Consider the following 20644-nt stretch of genomic DNA (forward strand, 5'->3'; position numbering starts at 1 on the left):
TCGAGTCGGGTGCAAAGGCCGCCAGGGCAGTCGCACCGGCGGCGGCGCCCAACGCTTGGAACCATCCGACTGGTCCCAGCGGTGTGCAGCCGAGCAGCTGACTGACCCCGGGCGTACTGACCAGCACCGCCAACGTTCCCAGGGACCCGGCAGCGGTTGCGATGACCAGCGGGCTGTGCGAATCAAGCAAGGTTTGGCCCAACTGCGTAGACACCAGGGCGACCAGTCCCACGGTGGAGGCCCGCGTCGGCCGTCCGGTGAAGCGGCCGGCCAACCACGCGGATGTCGCGGCGGTCGCGGTAATGCCGCCCCGAACGGCGACGGTTTGCCACAAGGCTTCTTCGTCCGGACCGCGCATACCACCGTTGTCGGTAACCCGTGGTCGGCTCACCGCCAGCGCAGCGGCCGGCAAGGCATCGGTAAGCATGTTGACCAACAACAACTGTCGGGCGTTCAGTGGTGCGCGACCACTGATCGCGCTCCCGGCGATTGCGAACAGCACCTCTCCGGCGTTGCCTCCCAGCAGCACCGAAACCGCGGCCTGCACCCGCTGCCACAGCTGGCGCCCTTCTTCGAGCGCATCCAGTAAGCAATGAACCTGCCCGTCGAGCAGGACGACATCCGCGGCGGAGTGCGCGGGATCGCTACCCCGTGAGACCACACCGATTCCGACGGTCGCGGCGCGTATCGCGGCGGCGTCGTTGGCCCCGTCGCCGACCATGGCGCAGACTCGGCCGGTGCGCTCCAGCGTTTGTACGATCTGCACCTTGTTCTCCGGCGACATACGGGCGAAAACAATGCGATCGGCGACGGCTTGTTCCTGGTCCTTGCGCGACAACGCTTCCCACTGAGCTCCGCTGATCACCTGGTCCAGGGTCACGGGCAGGCCGAGTTCACGGGCGATGGCGGCCGCCGTGATCGGGTGGTCACCGGTGATGAGGCGTACCGCGATGTCCTGCTGTGTGAGCTCCGCGAGCATTCGCGCGGCCTCCGGACGCGGAGTGTCGGAGAGCCCGAGCAGTCCGGCGACTTGTAGTTGCTCCGTGCACAATTCGGCGACAGCGTCCGAATCCTCTTGAACCGCCCGCACTTGTTCCGGCGTCAGGCTTCGGCGCGCGACTGCGATGACACGTAAACCGTTGGCGGCCAGTTCCGCGACAGTTGGTTCGATGCTTGAGTCCGGATCGGGACACGCCGCCAGCAGGACTTCCGGTGCGCCTTTCACGGTCAGTTCATCTCCGATGACGGAAGCGGAGAATGGACGGCCTGGCCGGAAGGGCAGATGTACCAACGGTGTCGGGGTGTGGTCGGCCGCGGTATGTGCGGCTTCGGCGATCGCGGCGTCCGTGGCGTGGGCGTGCCGTCCGTCGTGGGCGGCCGGGGTCGCGTTCCCGGCATACAGGAGCACGGCCTCCCGGGACACGCCCGTGGCCGTGTAGACCTGTGTGACTCTGAGTCGGTTCTCGCTCAACGTGCCGGTCTTGTCAAAACAGACCACATCAACTCGGCCAAGAGCCTCGACCGATCGTGGTGTACGCACTAGAACCCCTGTGCGCGTGAGTCTTCGGGCCGAGGCCTGCTGCGCGAGGGTAGCCACCAGTGGCAGGCCTTCGGGGACGGCCGCCACCGCGACCGCTACTCCACTGGACACGGCCTCGCGAATTCCTGTACGCCGGAACAGCGCGAGACCACTGACCAATCCGCCACCGATCAAGCTGACAGGCAAAGCCCGATTGGTCAGCTTGCTCAGCTGGTGCTGCAGGCCGAGGCTCTGGTGGGCATCGCCGGCCAGCGCGGCGGCACGCCGGGCCTCGGTCTTGTCCTCGACGGCCGTCACGATCGCCAATGCGGTCCCTGCCATCACCGTGGTGCCCGCATAGAGCATGCAGCGCCGATCGGCCAGTTCGGTACCGGGAGTCGCACTGAGCTGCTTCTCGACGGGCAGTGATTCACCCGTTAAGGACGATTCATCAACCTCCACGTCGTAGACCTCGATGAGCCTGGCGTCGGCGGGCACGACCTCGTCGGGCCGCACCTCGATGACATCACCCGGACGCAATGACTTCGCGTCGACGCTGCGATACTTGCGTGTCCCGCTATCCGTCTCGGAGACCGTTCGAGCAGGTGGAACTTGTTGGTGTAGAAGACGATCCAGCAGTTGCTCGGAGTGCAGACGTTGCACCGCGGCCAGCAGCGCGTTGCCCACCAAAACCGAGCTCACGAGCACAGCATCAACGGGTGAGCCCAGTACGGCGCTCGCCGCGGCACCGACAGAAAGAACGGGTGTCAGCGGATCGGCCAGCTCGGTTCCGATCGCCTGCGCAAACTGCCAAAGTCCCCGGCCCGGAGCCGCCGCCAAACTCGGCACGCGTTCGAACAGTCCGGGCGACGGGGCGGCGAGGTCCTGCTGCGGCAGGAGTGCGCGCACCTGGTCGGCAGACATGGCATGCCATTCGTGGACGATCTCCGGCTCCGGTGCGTCCGAGCGAACAGCCTTGCGCGCCAACCAGTACCCGGTGAACAACCCGGTTCCGGCACCGGCGGTCACGGCCTCCGGGCCGCGTCCGCGAACTCCGGGAAGCATGAGTAAGGCGCCCAACGCGGAGGCGCCCGTGGCTATTTCGATGCCACGGCGACTGGCGGTACGGGCGGCAGGCATAGCGTGGAGTACCCGCCATGCGGCAGATAGATCGTCGAGAATGAGGTCGCTGTTCCAGGGCGGCCGAAGTTCGCCCGTGCTGGGCATGATGCCGAGTGCTAGGTCCGCGATCGACAGGGCTTTCGCTGCCGACGACGACAGGACGGCCACTGATTTGCCGTCACGTTGCAGATCTTCGGTGGCCTGTGCGATGGCGTCATCCACGGAACCGTCTACCGGAAGTATTTCGTCCATGGCCGAACGCAGTTCGCCCAGTCTGGAATCGTCGACGGACACAATTGCCAACCCTGAGCTGCGTGCTTCGGCGATCACCGCAGCGGCCATGGGCAGGTGTGCGTACTGCACCAGCACCTCGGCAGGGTTGTGTGGTGCGCCGACTCGGTGCCAGCCGGGTGCCAGATCTTCTCGAGCGAGTCGTTCCTGGGCGACATGCCACGCTGCCGCGATATCGGGTCCCTCGACTCCGCGAATCCGGGACAGCCGTAAGTTGCTTGAGCACAACACACGTGGATCGAGAACTAGCGTGTCTATCTGGTCGAGGCGGCGTAGACCCTCGGGACGCAACGGTAACGCCGAGTGGCTATCGGCAAGCCCGCGGCCAAGCGTGGCCGCGAACGATTCGCGGGCAGCGCGTGCACCTTTCGGCGCCGTGACGGAGGCGGCAGTGCCGGCTATCGCCGGATTCTGGGTTAGCGCACCCAGCGTGGCCGAGCCCAGGGCCTGTACCCACGCGGAACCTTCGGCGTGTCGGTCGACCGATCCCTTGCGGCGCGGGGCCGCCCGTTGGTGGCTGTCTGGGCAGTCCGCGTGGCGTGCCAACACTTCCTCGCGTCGTGACCATTCGCGAGCCCCGGCAAGAGATTCCGCGGACTTCAGGAGGTTCATCGCCAGATCTACGGCCAGAGAGGGCTGGGAGAACGTGACGGTGTTGGCGGTGGTGGTCAGCAGACCGATCACGGTGTCTGCGGTTGTTTGTCCGAGTCTGTCTTCGAGGAGTCGCCTGAACCAGGGCTGGTAGTCGACCGCCACCACTACTCCGACGAGGCTCGCGGGCAGTCGGGGGAACAGGAGTGTCTGCCCGACGGTGGCAATCCCAAGGCCGGCCGCGTTGGCTGCCGTCGTCAAGATCTTCTGAGCGAGCAGCTTTCCGTCACCAGGTATTTCGGTGAGCGGGTGGTGCGATGTCTTGCCGCCGCCATAGCGTGACTCGAGTTGGTCGAGGACTCCGCAGAGCGTGCGAAGTGGCGTCGGAGCCGAACCTGGATCTGTTTCCAGTTCCACGACCAGGCGTGACAGCGGGTAGTTGAGCACCGCCGATATCACTCCAGGGTGCGTGCGGGCCGCCTTGAGTATTTCGGTGCTGAGTCGGGGCGCGTGCGGTCCGTCCAGATCCCGGATTTCGATCCATACGCGCCGGTCGTTGGAGGAGCACTGTCGGCCGAGCACGAGTTCGGACCACTGACGGTTGGCCGCCCGTGCGCTCTCGTGAAGCGGGGCCGTGATGGTCTTGATACCGACGTTCGTCGCCGTGACGGCGGCGGAAGCTACGAATTGAGCTGAGGCTTCTGCAAGCGTGGCAGCAGTTTTGATCCCTAGTGCGACGGCACGCAGGGGAGAAGGTACAGGTTTTCGCGGTGTCAATTGAATCGATTACGAGTGTGGCCGGGGCTGGCGTGCGGGCTGTTTCGCCGCAGACTTCCTTGGTCGTGCTGCCTTCGTGGCGGCCGACGTGGTGGGCGTGGATGTCGCGGGCTTCGCGGGCTTCGCGGCAGGTCGTGCGAGGGGAACAACCGTAGACGGCTCCGTGGAGGCCTGTGCCACTTCGGAATCGCTGTTCAACTGGCGCAATATGAGAGCGGCACCGCCCACTACGAGAACTACCGGCCATTCGATGAGCCCGGTGACGGCGAGCGCCCCGATGACGGCTGCTGCTGCCGGTGTTGAGTGGCTACCCTCGCTAAGACCGCGACGGACCCCTGCGGCTGCACCGGCAACCGCACCGATGGTGCCGCTGATGGCCGCTCCGCCAATGGCACCCGCCACCGATGTTGTGGCCTCCGCGGCCTTGCCCACGCTCTTCGCCACGCGACCGATAAAACTCACGACCACTCCAGCCCTAGTTGACAGATTTCCTTCGATTCTTCCTAAATTGTGCAGCATCCGGTCATGGGATGTTCATGTATGGATCACTAGGAAGCGATTTCGCAGATATATTGGCCGTGTGCCGGCGCGTATCGCCCGCTTAATGCGCACAGCAAATACACAGTCAATTCACACCATTCAATTCGGCACGCCTGTTGTGCGGGTTGCCTGGTCTCTCGGCATGAAATCGCTCCGTATCTGGCAGCGGCAGTACCCTCTCGGCGATCTGAGGGTGGTGAAGGACTGCCGGCGCTGACGTTCTCTTAACGGGTTTCGGGTTGACCGGTTCCGTGAATCTGTGTCACGCTTGTTATTGCAAGCATCTCGATAGGTGAGGCGTCTGCACGGATATAGGCCACTGACCCCGAACGTCGAGAGACGCCCCGGGTCAGGACAGCTCTTCCCGGATTAAGGGTTGAGCCCAAGTGGCTTCAGCGAGTCTGATACGCCGTGTGGTGCCAAAGCTTTGACGAGGGGATGCGGCTCACGTGTGATTCGACGTGTGCTCTTCTTCCCAGCGCTTGATGACGGTGTTGTGGCGCGTGTGCGCCCTGGCTAGGAGGAGGTGAGGACCACATGGGAACTGGCGACAGTAGCCCTTATCGAAGTCCTCGTACATCGTCTTCTGGCCAACGCGCGCACCCCTAGGGGAGTGCATGTTTGACCGGGACAGCCTGAGCCATCAAGGAGTTCCGTCATGGCAAACGTATTGACTTTCCCTACGTCCCTTCTCGACTTCGGCAACCGTGTTCCGGAGAAGGTGACCACCGTTGCGGCACCGCGCAGCGACTACAACACCGAACTGTCCATTGCATTGACCCGATTCGAACTTGCCGTAGGTGTTGGTTCGGTGGTCGGCGGGCTCGTCGGCCTCGGTCTCGGTGCCACCGCCGGGTGCCTCGTAGGTGCTGCGCCCGCAGGTGCGGTCGGAGCCATCGTCGGCGGTGCGGCGTTCGGAATTCCGGTTGCGGTGTATAGCTGGATGCAGATGAACAACTCGCTGAACTGTGCCGAGTCTGCGGCCTAGCTCAACGTCACGGCTGATCGTGCCGTCCCGTCGCGGCCAACAATTCGGGCACCGTTTCGAGCTTCACCCGGGGGCGTCCTTGTGGTTCACCGGTCGCCCGTTCGTGCGAATCGATGGTGAGCCAATCGGATTGGGACACGATGTGCGGCTCGTGCCCCAACAGCCATTCCTCAAGGGCCGCAACATCGGGCGCGGCCCGCAGTGCTGCGGTTGCCAGATCGGCGAGCAGGGTGTCGACCGTCTCCTGCGAGTCGCTCTTGTTGGTTCCGATAACGCCAACCGGGCCACGCTTGATCCAGCCGACCACGTACTCGTTGTCGCGGCCCTCGATACGCCCCGCATCATTGAGGATGACCCCGCGCCGGGAGTCGAAAGGTAATCCCGGCACCGGAACCCCGCGATATCCGATGGCGCGCACCACCAGATGGGTGGGCAGTGTTTCGCGTTCGCCGGTGTCGCGGGCAACCAGGTACCCGTCTTCTTCGACTAATTCGTTACGGCCCACAGTGATTGATTCGACTTGGTTCTCGCCAGTACCGTTGCTGTGCAATTCAATGGGGGAGGTGCGGAACCGGAACACCACTCTGCGATGGCCATCGGTATGCGGCCGCTCCGAGAACTTGCGCAAGGTGTCGATGTTGGTGCGGGTGGGCTTGGGGGCCGCCGCTAGCTGCTCGTCGGTGATGCCGGCCAAGTCCTCGGGGTCCACCACCACGTCGACGCCGGGCAGCTCGCCCATCTCGCGCAGCTCCAGCGGAGTGAAGGTCGCCTGTAGTGGTCCGCGCCGCCCGATGATTACCACCTCACGGATCGCGTTGTGGTCCAAGGAATCCAATGCCCGATCGGCAATATCGGTGGTGTGTAGCGACTCCGGATCCATGCCGAGGATGCGTGCGACGTCCAGTGCGACGTTGCCGTTGCCGACGACCACGGCGCGTTGACCGGACAGGTCGACCGCCACCTTCTGGTAGGTGGGGTTCGCGTTATACCAACCCACGACGTCGACGGCGGCGATACAGCCGGGCAGCTGATCACCCGGGATGCCCAGTGGTTTGTCGGACTGGGCGCCGACCGCGTAGATCACCGCGTCGTAGCGAGATGCCAGCTCCTCGGCGGTGATCTGCACTCCCACCTCGATGTTGCCGAAGAATCGGAACCGCGGATGCGTGGCCGTCTTCTCGAACACCGCGCTGACCGACTTGATCTTGGGGTGGTCGGGGGCCACCCCGGACCGAACCAAACCCCAAGGAGTCGGCAGCATTTCGAGCATGTCCACGTGGACGTCGAAATCGGTGTGTTTGAGCAGCGATCCGGCGGCAAAGAACCCCGAGGGGCCCGCACCGACGATGGCGACGTGAACGGCGCGCACCCTCGTACATCCTTATCTGCCCGACAGGGCAGCGGCTGTCGTCGGCTATGGGCTGGCCGACAGGGGGCTGGCCGCGGTCCTGTCCGGACGGGTTACCCCACCGATGCTAGCGACGGAAACGAGTGTGCGCGGGTAGACCTGCGGACTAGGCCCGCATTTCGTACGCACCGGAGAGCGCCTCGATCCGATTCCAAATCTCATCGAAGCGTTCGGAATTGAATACCGGTTCTGAAATGACGTCCTTGGCCCACTGCCGTTGGGTGGCCGTGGCCTCGCGCTTGCCCAGTAGATCGACCGCGTAGGTGGAGAAGTCCCGGTTGAGGAACTCGAAGATCTGGTCGATCAGCACCGAGTCGGTGCCGCGCAGCTTCGCCTGCTCCAAGATCAGACCGCCGTACACCACCAGGGTGAACAGCTCGCCGATGCTCAGCTGCAGGTCCAGGCCGGCGTTCTTGATCGCGTCCCGCTCGCTGGCGACAAGCGTGGCCAACGCCTCGGCACGCTGGGTGAAGGCCGCGACGTTCGGGATGCCGGCATTGTCCGCGAAGGGCTTGCGCCAGTCGTGGAAGCGGACTTTGCCCAGGCCGCTGGCCGGTCCCTGACGGAACAGGAACTCGTCGTCGCCGGGCTGCAGCTGGACGCCGGGCACCGGAAGGTCCTGCGCATCATGCAGGTAGGCGGGCATGAACTTGAGGATCAGTGCCAGGTTCACCGCGACGGTGCCTTCGAGCTTGGGCAGACCGGCCACATCGATGCGAGCGGCAGTCGTGTAGCTCTCTGCCTCGAAGGCCTTGGCCGACATGACGTCGGCGAGCAGTGCCAGCACCTTCTCGGCTTCGGTGGTGGCCTTCATCTTGGTGACGGGGTTGAACAGCAGGTAGCGCCGGTCCTCGGCATTGGCGGTGCGGAAGTAGTCGACCGCACGCTCGCTGAAGAGCTTCATTGCCAGCAGGCGGGCGTACGCGTCGACGAACTCGCGGCGCACATGGTCGAACTTGGTCACCGGGTTGCCGTAGAGAATCCTGTTGTGGGCGTGGGTGATTGATTCGTAGAAGGCGTGAGTGGACAGGCCGATGCCGCCGAAGCACAGGTTGAACTTGCCGATGTTGACGGTGTTCAGTGCCGCGCTGAAGGCATCCGCGCCCACGTGCAGGATGTCGTCTTCGCTGACCGGATACTCATCGAGCGCGAACTCGGCGACGTACATCTGCGACGGCACGACGTTCTTGATCACCTTGTAATTCGGGTGCTCGCTGTCGGCGAGGAAGAAGACGTACTGATCGAGTCCGTCACGGCCCTGGACCCGGCCGAACACCGAGACGATGCGGGCACAGTTGCCGTTGCCGATGTAGTACTTGGGGCCCGAGGCCTTGTAGCCGCCACCTTCGAGTGGGGTCAGCACCATGTCGGAGGAGTAGATGTCGGCACCATGGGCCTGCTCGGACAGGCCAAACGCGGCGACGGCACCACCGTCGAGCAGATCGGCGGCCCGCTTGCGCGGGTCGGCGTTGGCGCTCTGCCATACCGGGCCCAGGCCCAGCACGGTGACCTGCCACGGATACCAGTAGTTCAGGCCGTAGAAGCCGAGGATCTCCGAGAGCTTGGCCACTCGCGCGGTGTCCCAGCGCTTTTCGGCGTTCCCGGCGCCGTCGGCAGCGGGGGTCAGGAAGGTGGCGAACAGTTTTTCGCGCGCCGCGAAGTCCAGGAAGTCCTGGTAGAAGACCTTGTCGACGTAGTCCTGGAGCAGCCGTGTCTTTCCACGTTCCTCGAACCAATCGACGGTTGCCTTGAGGAGCCGACGCGTTTCGCCGTCGAATTCGGCGAAGTCGTCCGCAGTGGGGTGAAGCAGTTCGGTCTTGGGGGCGGCGTTCGTATCCTGACTCACGGTCAGGAACCTACCACCGCGTCAGTTTGGATAGGGAGGGACGGGGATTTGAACACCACGTGCACAAGCGGTTCGGGTCGCGTCAGTTGGCCCGGAGCGCCGGTGGGACGGCGGATACGTCTCCGTCGTGGAGGCAATGGCGGTGACGCTGTCGCCCGAGGCGGGCCAGCGCCATGAGCGCGAGGTCGTCGGCGTCCATCGCAGGGCGGTGTGGAACAAAGTCGTCCAACAGGGCAACCTCGACATCCTGCCGAAGCAGGCCGTCGCGGAGGCCGGCCGTGAATGTCGAGTCGGCGCGGTGTAGTGGTGTGCCCTGGGAGATCGATTGTGCGGCCAGTGATTTCACCATGATTACGGCTCCCTCGCCGCGATCGGCGATTCGTTGCCCGAATCGGTGGGTCAGGTAGAGCGTGCGCAACCGATTCAGGGCAGATTCACCACAGCGGCCGCCGGTGGCATCTTCGTCGGTGATGCACACCAGTAGGCCCACCTCGATATCGTCTGTCGCCGCGGCGAGTTCACCGGTAAAGACGTCGGGTGAGGTGGTCCGGACGCTCACGCCGGCAGTCATGGTCAACGTGTACGCGTCGGCCCGTCCGCCATGCGCCGCCAGGACGATGTTGATGCCGTTTGCCGCGATGTGGCGCGCGAATGCGGTTGCGGTTTCGGTCTCTCCGGCGGCAATGACCGCCCATGGGCCGTACCGTGATCTTGGTAGCGCGGCTAGCTGCTTGCCAAAGGAGTACATGTCGAGCGGGACCCCCGGTAGCCAGGTAGTTAAGTATTGTATTTCTTGTTCGAATTCGATATATCAAATTCACTGAAATATTAGCAGCCAGACGTTTGGATTGGGGGGTAAATGACGAAGCCCGCACCCGCTGTGGTGCGCGCCGCGCAGATCCTCGACCATCTGGCGGGCCGACCGACTCAACCGTTGTCGATGACCGAAATCGCCGAGGCCGTCGGGGTCAATCCGGCATCCACGCTCGCGATACTTCAGGCACTCACCGAGGCGGGCTACCTCGTTCGGCACCCCCGGCACAAGACGTACTCGATCGGCCCGTCCATGCTGATTACCGGGCATGCGGCGCGGCAGCGATTTGAGATCGCCGAGGTGGTGGACACCGAGGTGAAGCGACTCGCGACCCGGTTCGGAACGGCATGCACCGCCTCGATGATCGCGGGAGAGGACGTCGCGGTCATCGCGTCACACGGTCGGTCGCCGACAGGCGGCAGTTATCAGGTGGGTCAGCGGATCAGGCTCACTGCGCCGGCTGGTCTGGTGTTCATGGCATGGGCGCAGGACGAGGACGTGCGGCGCTGGCTGCTGCGGGCGACTCCGACGATCACCGATGAGCTCTGGGACGGGATGCAGGCCATGCTGGCCGGGGTCCGCGAGCGGGGCTACTTCGCGTCCGTGCAGAGCGACCGTGTCGACAAGTTCTATATGCAGCTCAGTGAGCCGGCCGGCCACGGCACCGTCGGCCAGCGACTCGACACCATTCAATCCATGTTGGCAGCCTTGCTCGCCCGTATGGGTGAGCCGATCGATTTCAGTGAGCCGCGACGCATCGGCTTTCTGGGCGCGCCCGTCTTCGACGGCAATGGCGAGGTCGCGGTGATGCTTAGTGTGCTGGGAACACCAAGCCACCTCACTGAAGCCGAGGTCGCGGACGCGGGAAATCAGCTGCGATTCTGTGCCGACCACATCACCTCGATCACCCACGGCAGGCAGGGCTCCGGCACCTAGCCATCGGGTGGCAATAGGACCCACGCTCTGCCCGGTAGCCTGAACAGTTGTGGATCTGGACTGCCAAGCCGACATCGCCGACCTCGACACGACTCTCACCACGGTGGAGCGGGTGCTCGACGTCGATGGCCTGCGTGCCCGGATCAAGACGCTCGAAGAAGCCGCCGCCGACCCCAACCTGTGGGATGACCAGGCGCGCGCCCAGCAGGTGACGAGTCAGCTCTCGCACGCACAGGGTGAGCTGCGGCGCGTCGAGGCCCTGCGGCAGCGGCTCGACGATCTGCCGGTGCTCTACGAGCTCGCGGAGGAATCCGAAGACGCGTCCGTTGTCGCGGAGGCCGATGCCGACCGCGCCAAGCTGCGCGAGGACATCGAGGCCATGGAGGTCCGGACCCTGCTGTCCGGCGAGTACGACGAGCGTGAGGCCGTGGTCACCATCCGGTCTGGCGCCGGCGGTGTGGACGCCGCGGACTGGGCCGAAATGCTCATGCGCATGTACATCCGCTGGGCCGAGGCGCACAAATACCCGGTCGAGGTGTTCGACACCTCCTATGCCGAAGAAGCGGGCATCAAGAGCGCGACCTTCGCCGTGCATGCCCCCTTCGCCTACGGCACCTTGTCGGTGGAGCAGGGCACACACCGCCTGGTGCGCATCAGTCCGTTCGATAACCAAAGCCGGCGACAGACCTCGTTCGCCGATGTCGAGGTACTCCCGGTGGTGGAGACGACCGATCACATCGAGATCCCCGAAGGCGATCTACGCGTTGACGTGTACCGATCGAGCGGCCCGGGCGGCCAGTCGGTGAACACCACCGACTCCGCGGTTCGCCTCACGCACATCCCGACTGGCATCGTCGTCACCTGCCAGAACGAGAAGTCGCAGCTGCAGAACAAGGTCGCCGCGATGCGCGTGCTGCAGGCCAGGCTGCTGGAGCGCAAACGGCAGGAAGAGCGCGCCGAGATGGATGCGCTCAAGGGCGATGGCGGCAGCTCATGGGGTACGCAGATGCGCTCCTACGTGCTGCAGCCGTATCAGATGGTCAAGGACCTCCGCACTGAGTACGAGGTGGGCAATCCCGCGGCAGTGCTCGACGGGGACATCGACGGATTCCTCGAGGCGGGGATCCGGTGGCGCAACAGGCGCGATGATTAAAGCCGCCGAATTCAGTGCGGCGAGCCTTCGCCTAGCAGAACGCTGGAATTCCTTCTGGTCCAGCCAGATTGGACGCTGGCTGCTCGACAATGGGCTGCGCATCGTCATCGCCATCCTCGGTGCGATGATCCTGGTCCGCTTCATCAATTGGGGTGCTCAGAAGATCACCCGACGGTTGGATCGCTCGTTCACGCAAAGCGACGCGCTGGTGCGTTCGGAGGCCAGCAAGCACCGTCAGGCGCTGGCCTCGGTGGTTTCCTGGATCGTTGTGGTGCTGGTCGTCGTCATCACGACCGTGCACGTCGTTGGGGTGCTGGGTATTTCGATCGGCGGCTTGGCAGGTCCGGCCGCGGTGCTCGGTGGTGCACTGGGTTTCGGTGCGCAGCGCGTGGTCCAGGACCTCTTGAGTGGATTCTTTCTCATCACCGAAAAGCAGTACGGCTTTGGTGATTTGGTGGAGTTGTACGTGCAGGGGCAAACCACGGAGTCGCGGGGGACCGTCGAGGAGGTCACGCTGCGGGTCACCAAATTGCGCTCGGGCGACGGCGAGGTGATCACCATTCCCAACGGGTTGATCGTCAAGGCGGTCAACCTCTCCAAGGACTGGGCCCGCGCGGTCGTCGACATCCCGGTGCCGACGAGCGTCGACCTGGCTCGGGTCAATGATGTGCTGTACGACGTGTGCCAGCAGGCGCTGGTGGACCGCGACCTTTCGCAGCTGCTGCTCGATGCCCCGTCACTCATGGGTGTGGAGAGCATCGAGGTGGACCGGGTCAACGTGCGCATGGTGGCGCGAACACTGCCGGGCAAGCAGTTCGAGGTGGGGCGCCGGATGCGGGCCAAGGTGATCGCCGCGCTGGCGAAGGCAGGTGTCGCACTGGTAGGGGATAGCCGCCCGACGGTGCGGACGATGTCGTCGTCGAGTTCGGGCGAGCTCAAACGCGACGCCAAGCGCGACGAAGCCAAGAACGACAAAGAGGGTGTCGATACCAAGCCGCAGCCGATTGTGAAGGCGGAGGAGCTCACATGAGCGAATCCCGCCAGGAGCCGTTCTGGGAGAAGGTGCTGTCCCGCGCCAAAAAGCTCCGCGAGAAGGTGCGGGTCAGGACGTCGACCGTTGTGCTGATCCTCGCTTTCATCGCCGCGAGCTGGCTCTACGACATCACGCGGCCTGAGCCTGCGCCGCCGCAGCCGCCGCCGGGGTACACCTGGGTGCCGACGCCCAGCGTCACGACGTCCACGCCGAGGCCGGTGCAGACCACCACGAGGCGTCCGACGACGACCACACCGACCACCACCACGTCGACCGAGCAGACGAACACGATCGTGACGACGTTCCCGACGTCGACGCCCAGCGGCGCGCCGCCGACACCCCCGACGACGACAACGCCTCCGCCGCCGGGCATATTGCCGCCCTGGCTGGTCCCGCCGCAGCTTCCGCCGCTGCCGGGCGCACCTCCGCCGCCTGCTCCGAACCCCGTGCCCTAGTGCGTCCTCACGGTGATCACGGTTTTCCCGGCTACACTGGCGTGCCGTGATCAGCCTCGAAAAGGTAACCAAGCTCTACAAATCGTCGGCTCGGCCCGCGTTGGACAACGTGAGCCTCGAGATCGACAAGGGTGAGTTTGTGTTCCTCATCGGTCCTTCGGGTTCAGGCAAGTCGACATTCATGCGTCTGCTGCTGGGTGAGGAGCTGCCGACCAAGGGCGAGGTCCGGGTCTCCAAGTTCCACGTCAACAAGCTGCGGGGCCGGGAGATCCCGCACCTGCGGCAGACCATCGGCTGCGTGTTCCAGGACTTCCGGCTGCTGCAGCAGAAGACGGTGTACGAAAACGTCGCCTTCGCACTTGAGGTGATCGGCAAGCAGACCGACATCATCAACCGGATCGTGCCCGAGGTACTGGAGATGGTGAACCTGACCGGCAAGGCGAGCCGCCTGCCGTCGGAGCTCTCCGGTGGTGAGCAGCAGCGCGTCGGTATCGCGCGGGCCTTCGTGAACCGTCCGCTGGTGCTGCTGGCCGACGAGCCGACCGGAAACCTGGACCCCGAGACCAGTGAGGACATCATGGCGCTGCTGGAGCGGATCAACCGCACCGGCACCACCGTGCTGATGGCGACACACGACCATCACATCGTCGACTCGATGCGGCAGCGTGTGATCGAGTTGGAACTGGGCAAGCTGATCCGCGACGAGCAGCGCGGTGTCTACGGAGTGGATCGATAAATGCGTTTTGGATTCCTGTTCAACGAGGTCCTCACCGGCCTGCGCCGCAATGTGACGATGACGGTGGCGATGATCATCACGACTGCCATCGCGATCGGGTTGTTCGGCGGTGGTCTGTTGGTGATATCGCTGGCCAAAAACTCGAAGGCCATCTACCTGGACCGCGTCGAGACGCAGATCTTCCTTACCGAAGATCTGTCGGCCAGCGACACCAATTGCAGCAGTGATATCTGCAAGGGTCTGCGTGACGAGATCGAAAAGCGTTCCGATATCAAGTCGGTGCGCTTCGTGAACCGTGAGGATGCCTACGCGGACGCGGGACGGCGGCTGCCGCAGTTCCAGGATCTGATGAAGGATGTCAGCAAGGACGCGTTCCCGGCCTCGTTCATCGTCAAGCTCAAGGACCCCGAGAAGCATGCCGACTTCGACGAGGCATTCGTGGGCAAGCCCGGTGTCCGCGGTGTACTCAACCAGAAGGACCTGATCGACCGGCTGTTCGCCGTCCTGGACAGCCTGCGTGACGCGGCGTTCATGATCGCGCTGATTCAGGCCGTGGGTGCGGTCTTGTTGATTGCCAACATGGTTCAGGTGGCCGCGTACACCCGGCGTACGGAGGTGGGCATCATGCGTTTGGTGGGTGCCACCCGCTGGTACACCCAGTTGCCGTTCCTGTTGGAGGCGGTCATCGCGGCGCTCGCCGGCGTGGCGCTTGCGGTCATCGGCCTGATCATCGCACGGGTGACCATTCTCAATGGGGCTCTGCAGCAGTTCATTCAGGCCAACCTGGTGGCACCGATCACCTACGGTGACGTGTTCCTCGCGGCCATCCAGATGGCGGCTCTGGGCATCCTGCTCGCCGGTGTGACCGCCTATGTGACGCTTCGTTTGTATGTCCGGCGATGAGTAAGAAACCGACCGACGGGCGCCAGATCATCGCGTCCAATCGCAAGGCGCGGCACAACTATTCGATCCTCGACGTCTATGAGGCCGGGGTGCAGCTGGTGGGCACCGAGGTCAAGACTCTTCGTGAGGGCAAGGCATCCCTGGTAGACGCCTTCGCCACCATCGATGACGGCGAGGTCTGGCTGCGCGCGCTACACATCCCGCAGTACGACCACGGAACCTGGACCAACCACGCACCGCTGCGGAACCGGAAGCTGTTGCTGCACAGGGCGCAGATCGATCAGCTGGTCGGCAAGGTCCGCGACGGCAACCTCACGCTCGTGCCGCTATCGCTGTACTTCCTGGACGGCAAGGTCAAGGTGGAGCTGGCCTTGGCGCGCGGTAAACAGGCACACGACAAACGCCAGGACATCGCCAAGCGGGACGCCTCGCGCGAGATCACCCGTGAGCTGGGGCGGCGCGCCAAGGGCATGTGACCCGAACGGATTACGCGGCTACGGCGCGCGTCATCTGGTGTCTGCGTTGCCGTTCCACCGTGACCAGGTAGAAAGCCCACGCAAAGGCAAAGCTGGTGAACAGACTGGATACGAAATAGAGCCATGGGCGCCGAATGCCGCGGCGATATCCGTCGATGATCGTCATGAGCGGCAACAGGATCACGTTGCCGATCGTGTAATCCTGCCCGGCCGAGCCTGCCGCGGGATTGGCGAACATCAATTTGATGTAGTCGACCCAGCCCGTTATGGGGTTGGACACGTGGTACTCGGCGACGTATCGGATGTTGAAGTACCACCCCAGCACAACCGACGCGATGCCGACGACGTAGTAGACGACCTCCAGCAGCGATACGGCGGGACCCGTTGCGGGCCGGGCGAATATCGACCGGTTCGCGGCAACGATGAACGCGATGACGGCGATTCCCAGGATCGCGTGGACGATGAGCGACACCATGTCGGGAGCCTCGCAGTGGCATCAAGTTTTGTCAATAGTGACATAACTTGTGGCTGGTCGTACGTGGGGTACCTTTCGAGGATGGCCAGACCTGCCCAGACTGTGCGTAGCGAACGGACTCGTGCGGCGCTTCGGCAGGCCGCGGTGGTTCGCTTTCTCGGCCAGGGCATAGAGGGCACCTCGGTGGAGCAGATCGCCGCGGACGCGGGCGTCTCGATGCGAACCTTCTATCGCCATTTCGAGTCCAAACACGATCTGCTCTTCATGGACTACGACCTCGGTCTGGAATGGTTCCGCAACGCCTTGGATGCGCGGTCGCCGGGTGAGCCCATCCTCGAATCGGTGGAGTCCGCGATCTTCAGTGCTCCCTATGACGTCGATGCGGTGGTCAAGATCGCGACGCTGCGTAACCAGGAACTCGATCGGGCGCGCATCGTGCGGCACATCCGGCAGGTGGAGGCCGAGTTCGCCGAGGTGATCGAGGAGCATCTCGTGCGTGATGGTGGCGGCGATACGGATCCTGATGTGCGGCTGCGCAATACCGTGACAGCGCGCTGTATCGCGGCGGCGGTTTTCGGTGCCATGGACGCGTGGATGCTGGGCGAGGATCGCTCGCCCGATGAGCTTGCGCGGCTGAGTCGCACCGCGCTGGACTCGTTGAAGGCAGGAATCGGCGATATTTCCTGACGTCAAGTTTTGTCACTATTGACAAAACTTGACGAGCCGTGCCAGCGTGGGGTGATGGCGGACTTCGAAGCGATCGTGATCGGTGCCGGACACAACGGTCTGACTGCCGCGGCGAAACTGCAGCAGTCAGGGCTACACACGGTGTGCCTGGACGCCAAGCTGTATGCCGGCGGTATGGCCTCGACGGTGGAGCTGTTCGACGGATACCGATTCGAGATTGCCGGATCGGTTCAGTTTCCGACGTCCGCCGTTTTGAGTCGCGACCTTGGCCTCGATACCCTGCCGGCGGTCGACCTGGATGTCGTTTCGGTGGCGCTCAGGGGGATTGGCGACGATCCGCTGATCTACTACAGCGACCCGATGAAGTTGTTGACCCATCTCAATGACGTGCACGGGGCCGAGGCGGTCAACGGCATGGCGGGGATCATGGCCTGGAGTCAGGCGCCGACCAGGGCGCTGGGGCGTTTCGAGGTGGGGCAGCCCCCAAAGACTTTTGATGAGATGTATGCCTGCGCGACAAACGAATTCGAGCGGTCAAGCATCAACGAGATGCTGTTCGGATCGGTGACCGACGTGCTGGACCGTTACTTCCCCGACAAAGAGAAGCACGGTGTGCTGCGCGGCATGTTGGCGTTCCTGGCGCTGAACATGACCTACCGCGGCCCGGAAACCCCGGGTAGCGCCGCGGCGCTCGCGTTCGGGTTGGCCATGCCGGACGCGACCGCGCTGCAGATGAAGAAGCTGCGTGGTGGCATAGGTGCACTGACATCGCATCTGCATGCTCGATTGGTTGCGCACGGCGGTGAGGTTCGACTCCGTAGCAAGGTGACCCAGATCCTCACGTCGGGCGGTCGGGTGACCGGCGTCGCCTTGGAAGATGGATCGACAATTACCGCGCCGGTGGTTGTTTCGTGTGTCGCACCCGATCTCACCGTCGTGGAGATGTTGGATTCTTCGGCTGTCCCATCAGATCAGCGTGACCGATTCGCGCGGGTGGATCACCGTGGCAGTTATCTACAAATGCACTTCGCGCTCGACGCGCTACCGGAGTTCGTCGCGCCCTACGAGATCCTGAACGATCCGGGGTTGCTGTCGACGGTAGGGATGTACAGCACGCCGGAAGAGCTGCAGGCGCAATGGGAAGACTGTCGACGGGGGATCGTGCCCGCTGATCCTGCGGTGGTGTTTCAGATTCCGTCCTTGCATGACGTACAGCTGGCGCCGGAGGGCAAGTACGCGGCCTCGGCATTCGCGCTGTGGTTTCCGGTGGAGGCCGGGCATGCCAGCTATGGCGAGATGAAGGCGGAGATGGGGCAGCGGGTGATCGATAAGATCTCCCGGCTGGCCCCCAATTTCGAGGACGTTGTGCTGCGGCACACCACGTTCACGCCGCGGCACATGGGCGCCATGTTCGGTGCGCCGGGCGGTGACTATTGCTTCGGGCTGGTGCACGCGGACCAGATCGGTATCAACAGGCCGGGGCCGCGCGGATACCGCGACCAACCGTTGCCTGTCGGCGGCCTGTACCTGGGGAGCGCGGGATGTCATGGAGGACCGGCAATTTCCTTCATCCCCGGATACAACGCGGCGGTGGAAGTGTTGGCGGACGCGCGCTAGCTCCCTGCGTGCCCTCTCCGTTCTCGTCGAGACCGACGTTGTGGCGGATTCGTCTCGCATTTTGTCGCCACAACGTCGGTTTCGACGACGAGGCTAGAAGGCGCGACTGACGGCGGGGGACAGCACGAATCCGTGCGGACCGCCGCCGGAGAAATTGTTGGGCAGTACGCAGATCGTCTCGTGCTGCTCGCTGATGCCGCATGTGATCACCTTGTCGGTGCCCTTGAGGCCGTAGGTGATTTTCTGTCCGGGCGCCAGCGGCCGATAGACGCTGGGGTCGATGGATGCCGGGCCGGCGGGGGAGGCGTCGGGTCGGGCGATGATCTCCTGCTGGCCCAGGTCCGGCATGTGGCTCAGGCTCGCGGTAGAGGTATTGAGCGACACCGTGGCGAAGTTCTCGTCGCCCGTCACACCGGGGAGCTTGCCCCAGCAGGCTCCGTCGACGCCGGTGGCGCGGGAGTTGGCGGTGATGCGGCAGTGCAGTCCGTCCGGAGTGAGGAACTGCACACCCGAGGTCGCATAGGCGGAGTAGGTCTCAAAGGCGGTGGCCTCGACCGGTGCGTAGCCGTCAAGGTTGGGCACCGGCGGATCCGCGGAGGCTTGACCAGCGAATACGGTTGCGCCCGCCGTAACGGAGACACAGGTGATCAGCAGCATGCGCATGGTGATGACTCCCGAAGTTGGCGACGTTTGGCTGACGCTACCGTGGGGTGGGCGGGTAATTCGGTGGCTTCGTGGATATACGGCGGTACGATGGAGTGTCCCACCGAAGGTCGGTGGGGTGACGGGGCTGAAAGGTTTCGACAGCGAGTCTCGACTTAAGGGAAGCGTGCCGGTGCAGGCAAGAGACCACCGTAAGCGTCATTGCAACCAATTAAGCGCCGATTCTCATCAGCGCGACTACGCACTCGCTGCCTAAGCGACTGCGTGTCTGTCAGACCGGGACCTCCCGCGGCCCGGACCCTGGCATCAGCTAGCGGGATCAACCGGTGGCTTCGGCCGCGGAAGTCACCGGGACATCAAACAGCGGCTGGGATCGTCATCTCGGCTTGTTCGCGTGACTGAGAGATCCGAGTAGAGACACAGCGAACTGCGCACGGAGAAGCCTTAATGAACGGCCGTTGGACCCGGGTTCAATTCCCGGCAGCTCCACAAGAGAAGACCCCCCGAATATTCGGGGGGTCTTCTGTTTTCAGGGGTCCGACGGCGGCCGCAATGCCCGCTCGTCTCGGGCCGGGCTACACCATGGCAGCGACCGTGTCGAAGTACACGCCTTTGGCTGCGCCTGAGCTGTCCCTGATCCCGTAGCCACCGCCATCGCCGGCCGTGTCCTGGTAGCAGAAGAACCACGTGGGCGGGTTGGTGGGATCCTCATTGGCCAGTTGCCATGTCAGCCAGTCGGACGCGTCCGCCAGGCTGACTTTGGCGGGTGTGATGTAGCCGACCTCGGTGAAGGCCATCGGCCGGGAGTCTCCCTTGGACGCCTGCGCAGCCTTGAGCGCGCTGATCTGCGCGATGCCGAACGGCGTTGTCCGCGGGTCCACGAAGGTGGCGTTCTGGTCGTCCTTGATGCTGTACGGGTGGTAGCCCAGCAGGTCGTAGTCGCCGCTCTCGCCGCCCGCGTACATGCCGTTGAGCCAGTCCACCGGGGACCGGTTCGACTGGAAGGTCGGGTAGGCCGCCATACCTCCTGAGATGACCTGTGCCCCAACGGCCCTGATCTTCGGCGCCGCGGCCTTGAGGTACGCCACGTAGGTCGCCGGGCTGCCGATGTTGAACGCGATGAGGTTGGGTTCGTTCCACACCTCGTAGTACGGAATGCTGCCGAAGATTTGCGTGCATTTGTTCACGAAGTTTCCGAACGCGCTGGCGCTGTGAGTGAACGGATAGTGGATGCCCAGGCAAGGCATGGGGGTCAGGCCGCGGGCGGTCAGCGCGTTCTTCACATTCTGGACGGGGGCGTAGTTGGTCTGGCCGAGGAAGTTGCTCAGATAACCCCAGTCGACCGCGAATCGCACCGTGGTAAAGCCCATCGCGGCAATGCCGTCCAGTGTGGTCGCCAGATTGGATGCCGACAACTGGCACAGATTGCTCTGGTTGATACCGATGGTCACATCAGTTCCCTTTCTTCGGTGCGCGCATGTCTTGGCGGTAGGTGACATCGTCGGACTGAGCGCCCGCATCTGGCTCGAGGATTGGCGGCGCGGTGGCCAAATTTCGCCGCGCTTGCGGCGAAAGGCGTTGCCACAGAGAGGGTTACTCCCGTGGCCAGAGTCT

Annotated in this window: 17 protein-coding genes, 1 other RNA gene, 1 pseudogene and 1 riboswitch; of the genes and pseudogenes, 10 read left to right on the forward strand and 9 right to left on the reverse strand. The window is 63.9% G+C overall.

All coding sequences use genetic code 11. From position 1 onward, the window contains the following. Nucleotides 1–16: 16 nt before the first annotated feature. Together BKG76_RS17910 and BKG76_RS17915 are read right to left on the reverse strand one after the other, a co-directional pair. Nucleotides 17–3820 (reverse strand): annotated as a pseudogene (locus tag BKG76_RS17910) (HAD-IC family P-type ATPase); the annotation flags it as partial. A 489-nt stretch (nucleotides 3821–4309) separates the two neighbouring features. Continuing rightward, the gene (locus BKG76_RS17915) at nucleotides 4310–4744 is read right to left on the reverse strand and encodes a hypothetical protein (RefSeq protein ID WP_083338130.1); all 435 of its coding nucleotides are present in this window, start codon (nucleotides 4742–4744) and stop codon (nucleotides 4310–4312) included. Nucleotides 4745–5117: 373 nt separating this feature from the next. Beyond that, nucleotides 5118–5285: riboswitch (M-box (ykoK) riboswitch) on the forward strand. A gap of 213 nt (nucleotides 5286–5498) precedes the next feature. Here BKG76_RS17915 and BKG76_RS25425 point away from each other — a divergent pair. Continuing rightward, nucleotides 5499–5828: a hypothetical protein gene (locus tag BKG76_RS25425; RefSeq protein WP_070938783.1), complete on the forward strand. Its 330-nt coding sequence runs from the start codon at nucleotides 5499–5501 to the stop codon at nucleotides 5826–5828. A gap of 7 nt (nucleotides 5829–5835) precedes the next feature. Here the strand turns inward: BKG76_RS25425 and BKG76_RS17925 are convergent, their stop codons facing one another. The 3 genes from BKG76_RS17925 to BKG76_RS17935 form a co-directional block, all read right to left on the reverse strand. Beyond that, nucleotides 5836–7197, reverse strand: a complete 1362-nt coding sequence (locus BKG76_RS17925; protein WP_070938784.1) for an FAD-dependent oxidoreductase — start codon at nucleotides 7195–7197, stop codon at nucleotides 5836–5838. A gap of 145 nt (nucleotides 7198–7342) precedes the next feature. Then, nucleotides 7343–9082: an acyl-CoA dehydrogenase family protein gene (locus BKG76_RS17930; RefSeq protein ID WP_070938785.1), complete on the reverse strand. Its 1740-nt coding sequence runs from the start codon at nucleotides 9080–9082 to the stop codon at nucleotides 7343–7345. 82 nt (nucleotides 9083–9164) lie between these two features. Further along, nucleotides 9165–9830: a short-chain dehydrogenase gene (locus BKG76_RS17935; protein WP_070938786.1), complete on the reverse strand. Its 666-nt coding sequence runs from the start codon at nucleotides 9828–9830 to the stop codon at nucleotides 9165–9167. A 111-nt stretch (nucleotides 9831–9941) separates the two neighbouring features. Between BKG76_RS17935 and BKG76_RS17940 the strand changes: the two genes are divergently transcribed. The 3 genes from BKG76_RS17940 to BKG76_RS17950 are packed head-to-tail and all read left to right on the forward strand — an operon-like array spanning nucleotide 9942 to nucleotide 13015. Continuing rightward, nucleotides 9942–10832, forward strand: coding sequence for an IclR family transcriptional regulator (locus tag BKG76_RS17940; protein ID WP_070938787.1), 891 nt, complete (start codon nucleotides 9942–9944; stop codon nucleotides 10830–10832). 49 nt (nucleotides 10833–10881) lie between these two features. Then, entirely contained in the window at nucleotides 10882–11985 is a 1104-nt protein-coding gene (prfB, locus tag BKG76_RS17945) for a peptide chain release factor 2 (protein WP_070938788.1), read from the forward strand. Continuing rightward, nucleotides 11978–13015, forward strand: a complete 1038-nt coding sequence (locus BKG76_RS17950) for a mechanosensitive ion channel family protein (protein WP_070938789.1) — start codon at nucleotides 11978–11980, stop codon at nucleotides 13013–13015. Before prfB ends, BKG76_RS17950 begins: the two co-directional genes overlap by 8 nt. Before the next feature lie 124 nt (nucleotides 13016–13139). Here BKG76_RS17950 and BKG76_RS25175 read toward each other — a convergent pair whose 3' ends face one another. After that, on the reverse strand, nucleotides 13140–13391 hold the full coding sequence (locus BKG76_RS25175; RefSeq protein ID WP_070938790.1) for a hypothetical protein: 252 nt from the start codon (nucleotides 13389–13391) through the stop codon (nucleotides 13140–13142). A 128-nt stretch (nucleotides 13392–13519) separates the two neighbouring features. On the opposite strand from BKG76_RS25175, the gene ftsE reads away from it, so the two are divergent. Genes ftsE through smpB form a run of 3 tightly spaced genes read left to right on the forward strand, consistent with a single transcriptional unit; the run spans nucleotide 13520 to nucleotide 15588 of the window. Then, on the forward strand, nucleotides 13520–14209 hold the full coding sequence (gene ftsE, locus BKG76_RS17960) for a cell division ATP-binding protein FtsE (protein WP_070938791.1): 690 nt from the start codon (nucleotides 13520–13522) through the stop codon (nucleotides 14207–14209). Further along, entirely contained in the window at nucleotides 14210–15112 is a 903-nt protein-coding gene (ftsX, locus tag BKG76_RS17965; RefSeq protein WP_070938792.1) for a permease-like cell division protein FtsX, read from the forward strand. Beyond that, the gene (smpB, locus tag BKG76_RS17970) at nucleotides 15109–15588 is read left to right on the forward strand and encodes an SsrA-binding protein SmpB (protein ID WP_070938793.1); all 480 of its coding nucleotides are present in this window, start codon (nucleotides 15109–15111) and stop codon (nucleotides 15586–15588) included. Before ftsX ends, smpB begins: the two co-directional genes overlap by 4 nt. A gap of 10 nt (nucleotides 15589–15598) precedes the next feature. On the opposite strand, the gene BKG76_RS17975 is transcribed toward smpB, so the two are convergent. Next, nucleotides 15599–16063, reverse strand: a complete 465-nt coding sequence (locus tag BKG76_RS17975) for a DUF2834 domain-containing protein (protein ID WP_070938794.1) — start codon at nucleotides 16061–16063, stop codon at nucleotides 15599–15601. 81 nt (nucleotides 16064–16144) lie between these two features. Here BKG76_RS17975 and BKG76_RS17980 point away from each other — a divergent pair, with 81 nt between their 5' ends. Both BKG76_RS17980 and BKG76_RS17985 read left to right on the forward strand, forming a co-directional pair. Continuing rightward, complete coding sequence (locus BKG76_RS17980; RefSeq protein WP_070938795.1) at nucleotides 16145–16750, forward strand: TetR/AcrR family transcriptional regulator; 606 nt, start codon at nucleotides 16145–16147, stop codon at nucleotides 16748–16750. Nucleotides 16751–16804: 54 nt separating this feature from the next. Beyond that, nucleotides 16805–18367: a phytoene desaturase family protein gene (locus BKG76_RS17985; RefSeq protein ID WP_070938796.1), complete on the forward strand. Its 1563-nt coding sequence runs from the start codon at nucleotides 16805–16807 to the stop codon at nucleotides 18365–18367. A gap of 93 nt (nucleotides 18368–18460) precedes the next feature. On the opposite strand, the gene BKG76_RS17990 is transcribed toward BKG76_RS17985, so the two are convergent. Then, a complete protein-coding gene (locus BKG76_RS17990) occupies nucleotides 18461–19030 on the reverse strand; it encodes a hypothetical protein (protein WP_070938797.1) in 570 nt (189 codons plus the stop codon). A 123-nt stretch (nucleotides 19031–19153) separates the two neighbouring features. Here BKG76_RS17990 and ssrA point away from each other — a divergent pair. Then, nucleotides 19154–19522, forward strand: a transfer-messenger RNA (tmRNA) gene (gene ssrA / locus BKG76_RS17995). Nucleotides 19523–19605: 83 nt separating this feature from the next. On the opposite strand, the gene BKG76_RS18000 is transcribed toward ssrA, so the two are convergent. After that, complete coding sequence (locus BKG76_RS18000; protein WP_070938798.1) at nucleotides 19606–20481, reverse strand: cellulase family glycosylhydrolase; 876 nt, start codon at nucleotides 20479–20481, stop codon at nucleotides 19606–19608. Nucleotides 20482–20644 lie beyond the last annotated feature (163 nt).

This window comes from Mycobacteroides franklinii, from assembly GCF_001853795.1.
Classification (GTDB): Bacteria; Actinomycetota; Actinomycetes; order Mycobacteriales; family Mycobacteriaceae; genus Mycobacterium; species Mycobacterium franklinii.

Coding starts and splice junctions, on each gene's coding strand:
- BKG76_RS25425 (WP_070938783.1), top strand. CDS start 5,499: ATGGCAAACGTATTGACTTTCCCTACGTCCCTTCTCGACTTCGGCAAC.
- BKG76_RS17935 (WP_070938786.1), bottom strand. CDS start 9,830: ATGTACTCCTTTGGCAAGCAGCTAGCCGCGCTACCAAGATCACGGTAC.
- BKG76_RS17940 (WP_070938787.1), top strand. CDS start 9,942: ATGACGAAGCCCGCACCCGCTGTGGTGCGCGCCGCGCAGATCCTCGAC.
- BKG76_RS17950 (WP_070938789.1), top strand. CDS start 11,978: ATGATTAAAGCCGCCGAATTCAGTGCGGCGAGCCTTCGCCTAGCAGAA.
- BKG76_RS25175 (WP_070938790.1), bottom strand. CDS start 13,391: ATGCCCGGCGGCGGAGGCGTTGTCGTCGTCGGGGGTGTCGGCGGCGCG.
- ftsX (WP_070938792.1), top strand. CDS start 14,210: ATGCGTTTTGGATTCCTGTTCAACGAGGTCCTCACCGGCCTGCGCCGC.
- smpB (WP_070938793.1), top strand. CDS start 15,109: ATGAGTAAGAAACCGACCGACGGGCGCCAGATCATCGCGTCCAATCGC.
- BKG76_RS17975 (WP_070938794.1), bottom strand. CDS start 16,063: ATGGTGTCGCTCATCGTCCACGCGATCCTGGGAATCGCCGTCATCGCG.
- BKG76_RS17980 (WP_070938795.1), top strand. CDS start 16,145: ATGGCCAGACCTGCCCAGACTGTGCGTAGCGAACGGACTCGTGCGGCG.
- BKG76_RS17985 (WP_070938796.1), top strand. CDS start 16,805: ATGGCGGACTTCGAAGCGATCGTGATCGGTGCCGGACACAACGGTCTG.
- BKG76_RS17990 (WP_070938797.1), bottom strand. CDS start 19,030: ATGCGCATGCTGCTGATCACCTGTGTCTCCGTTACGGCGGGCGCAACC.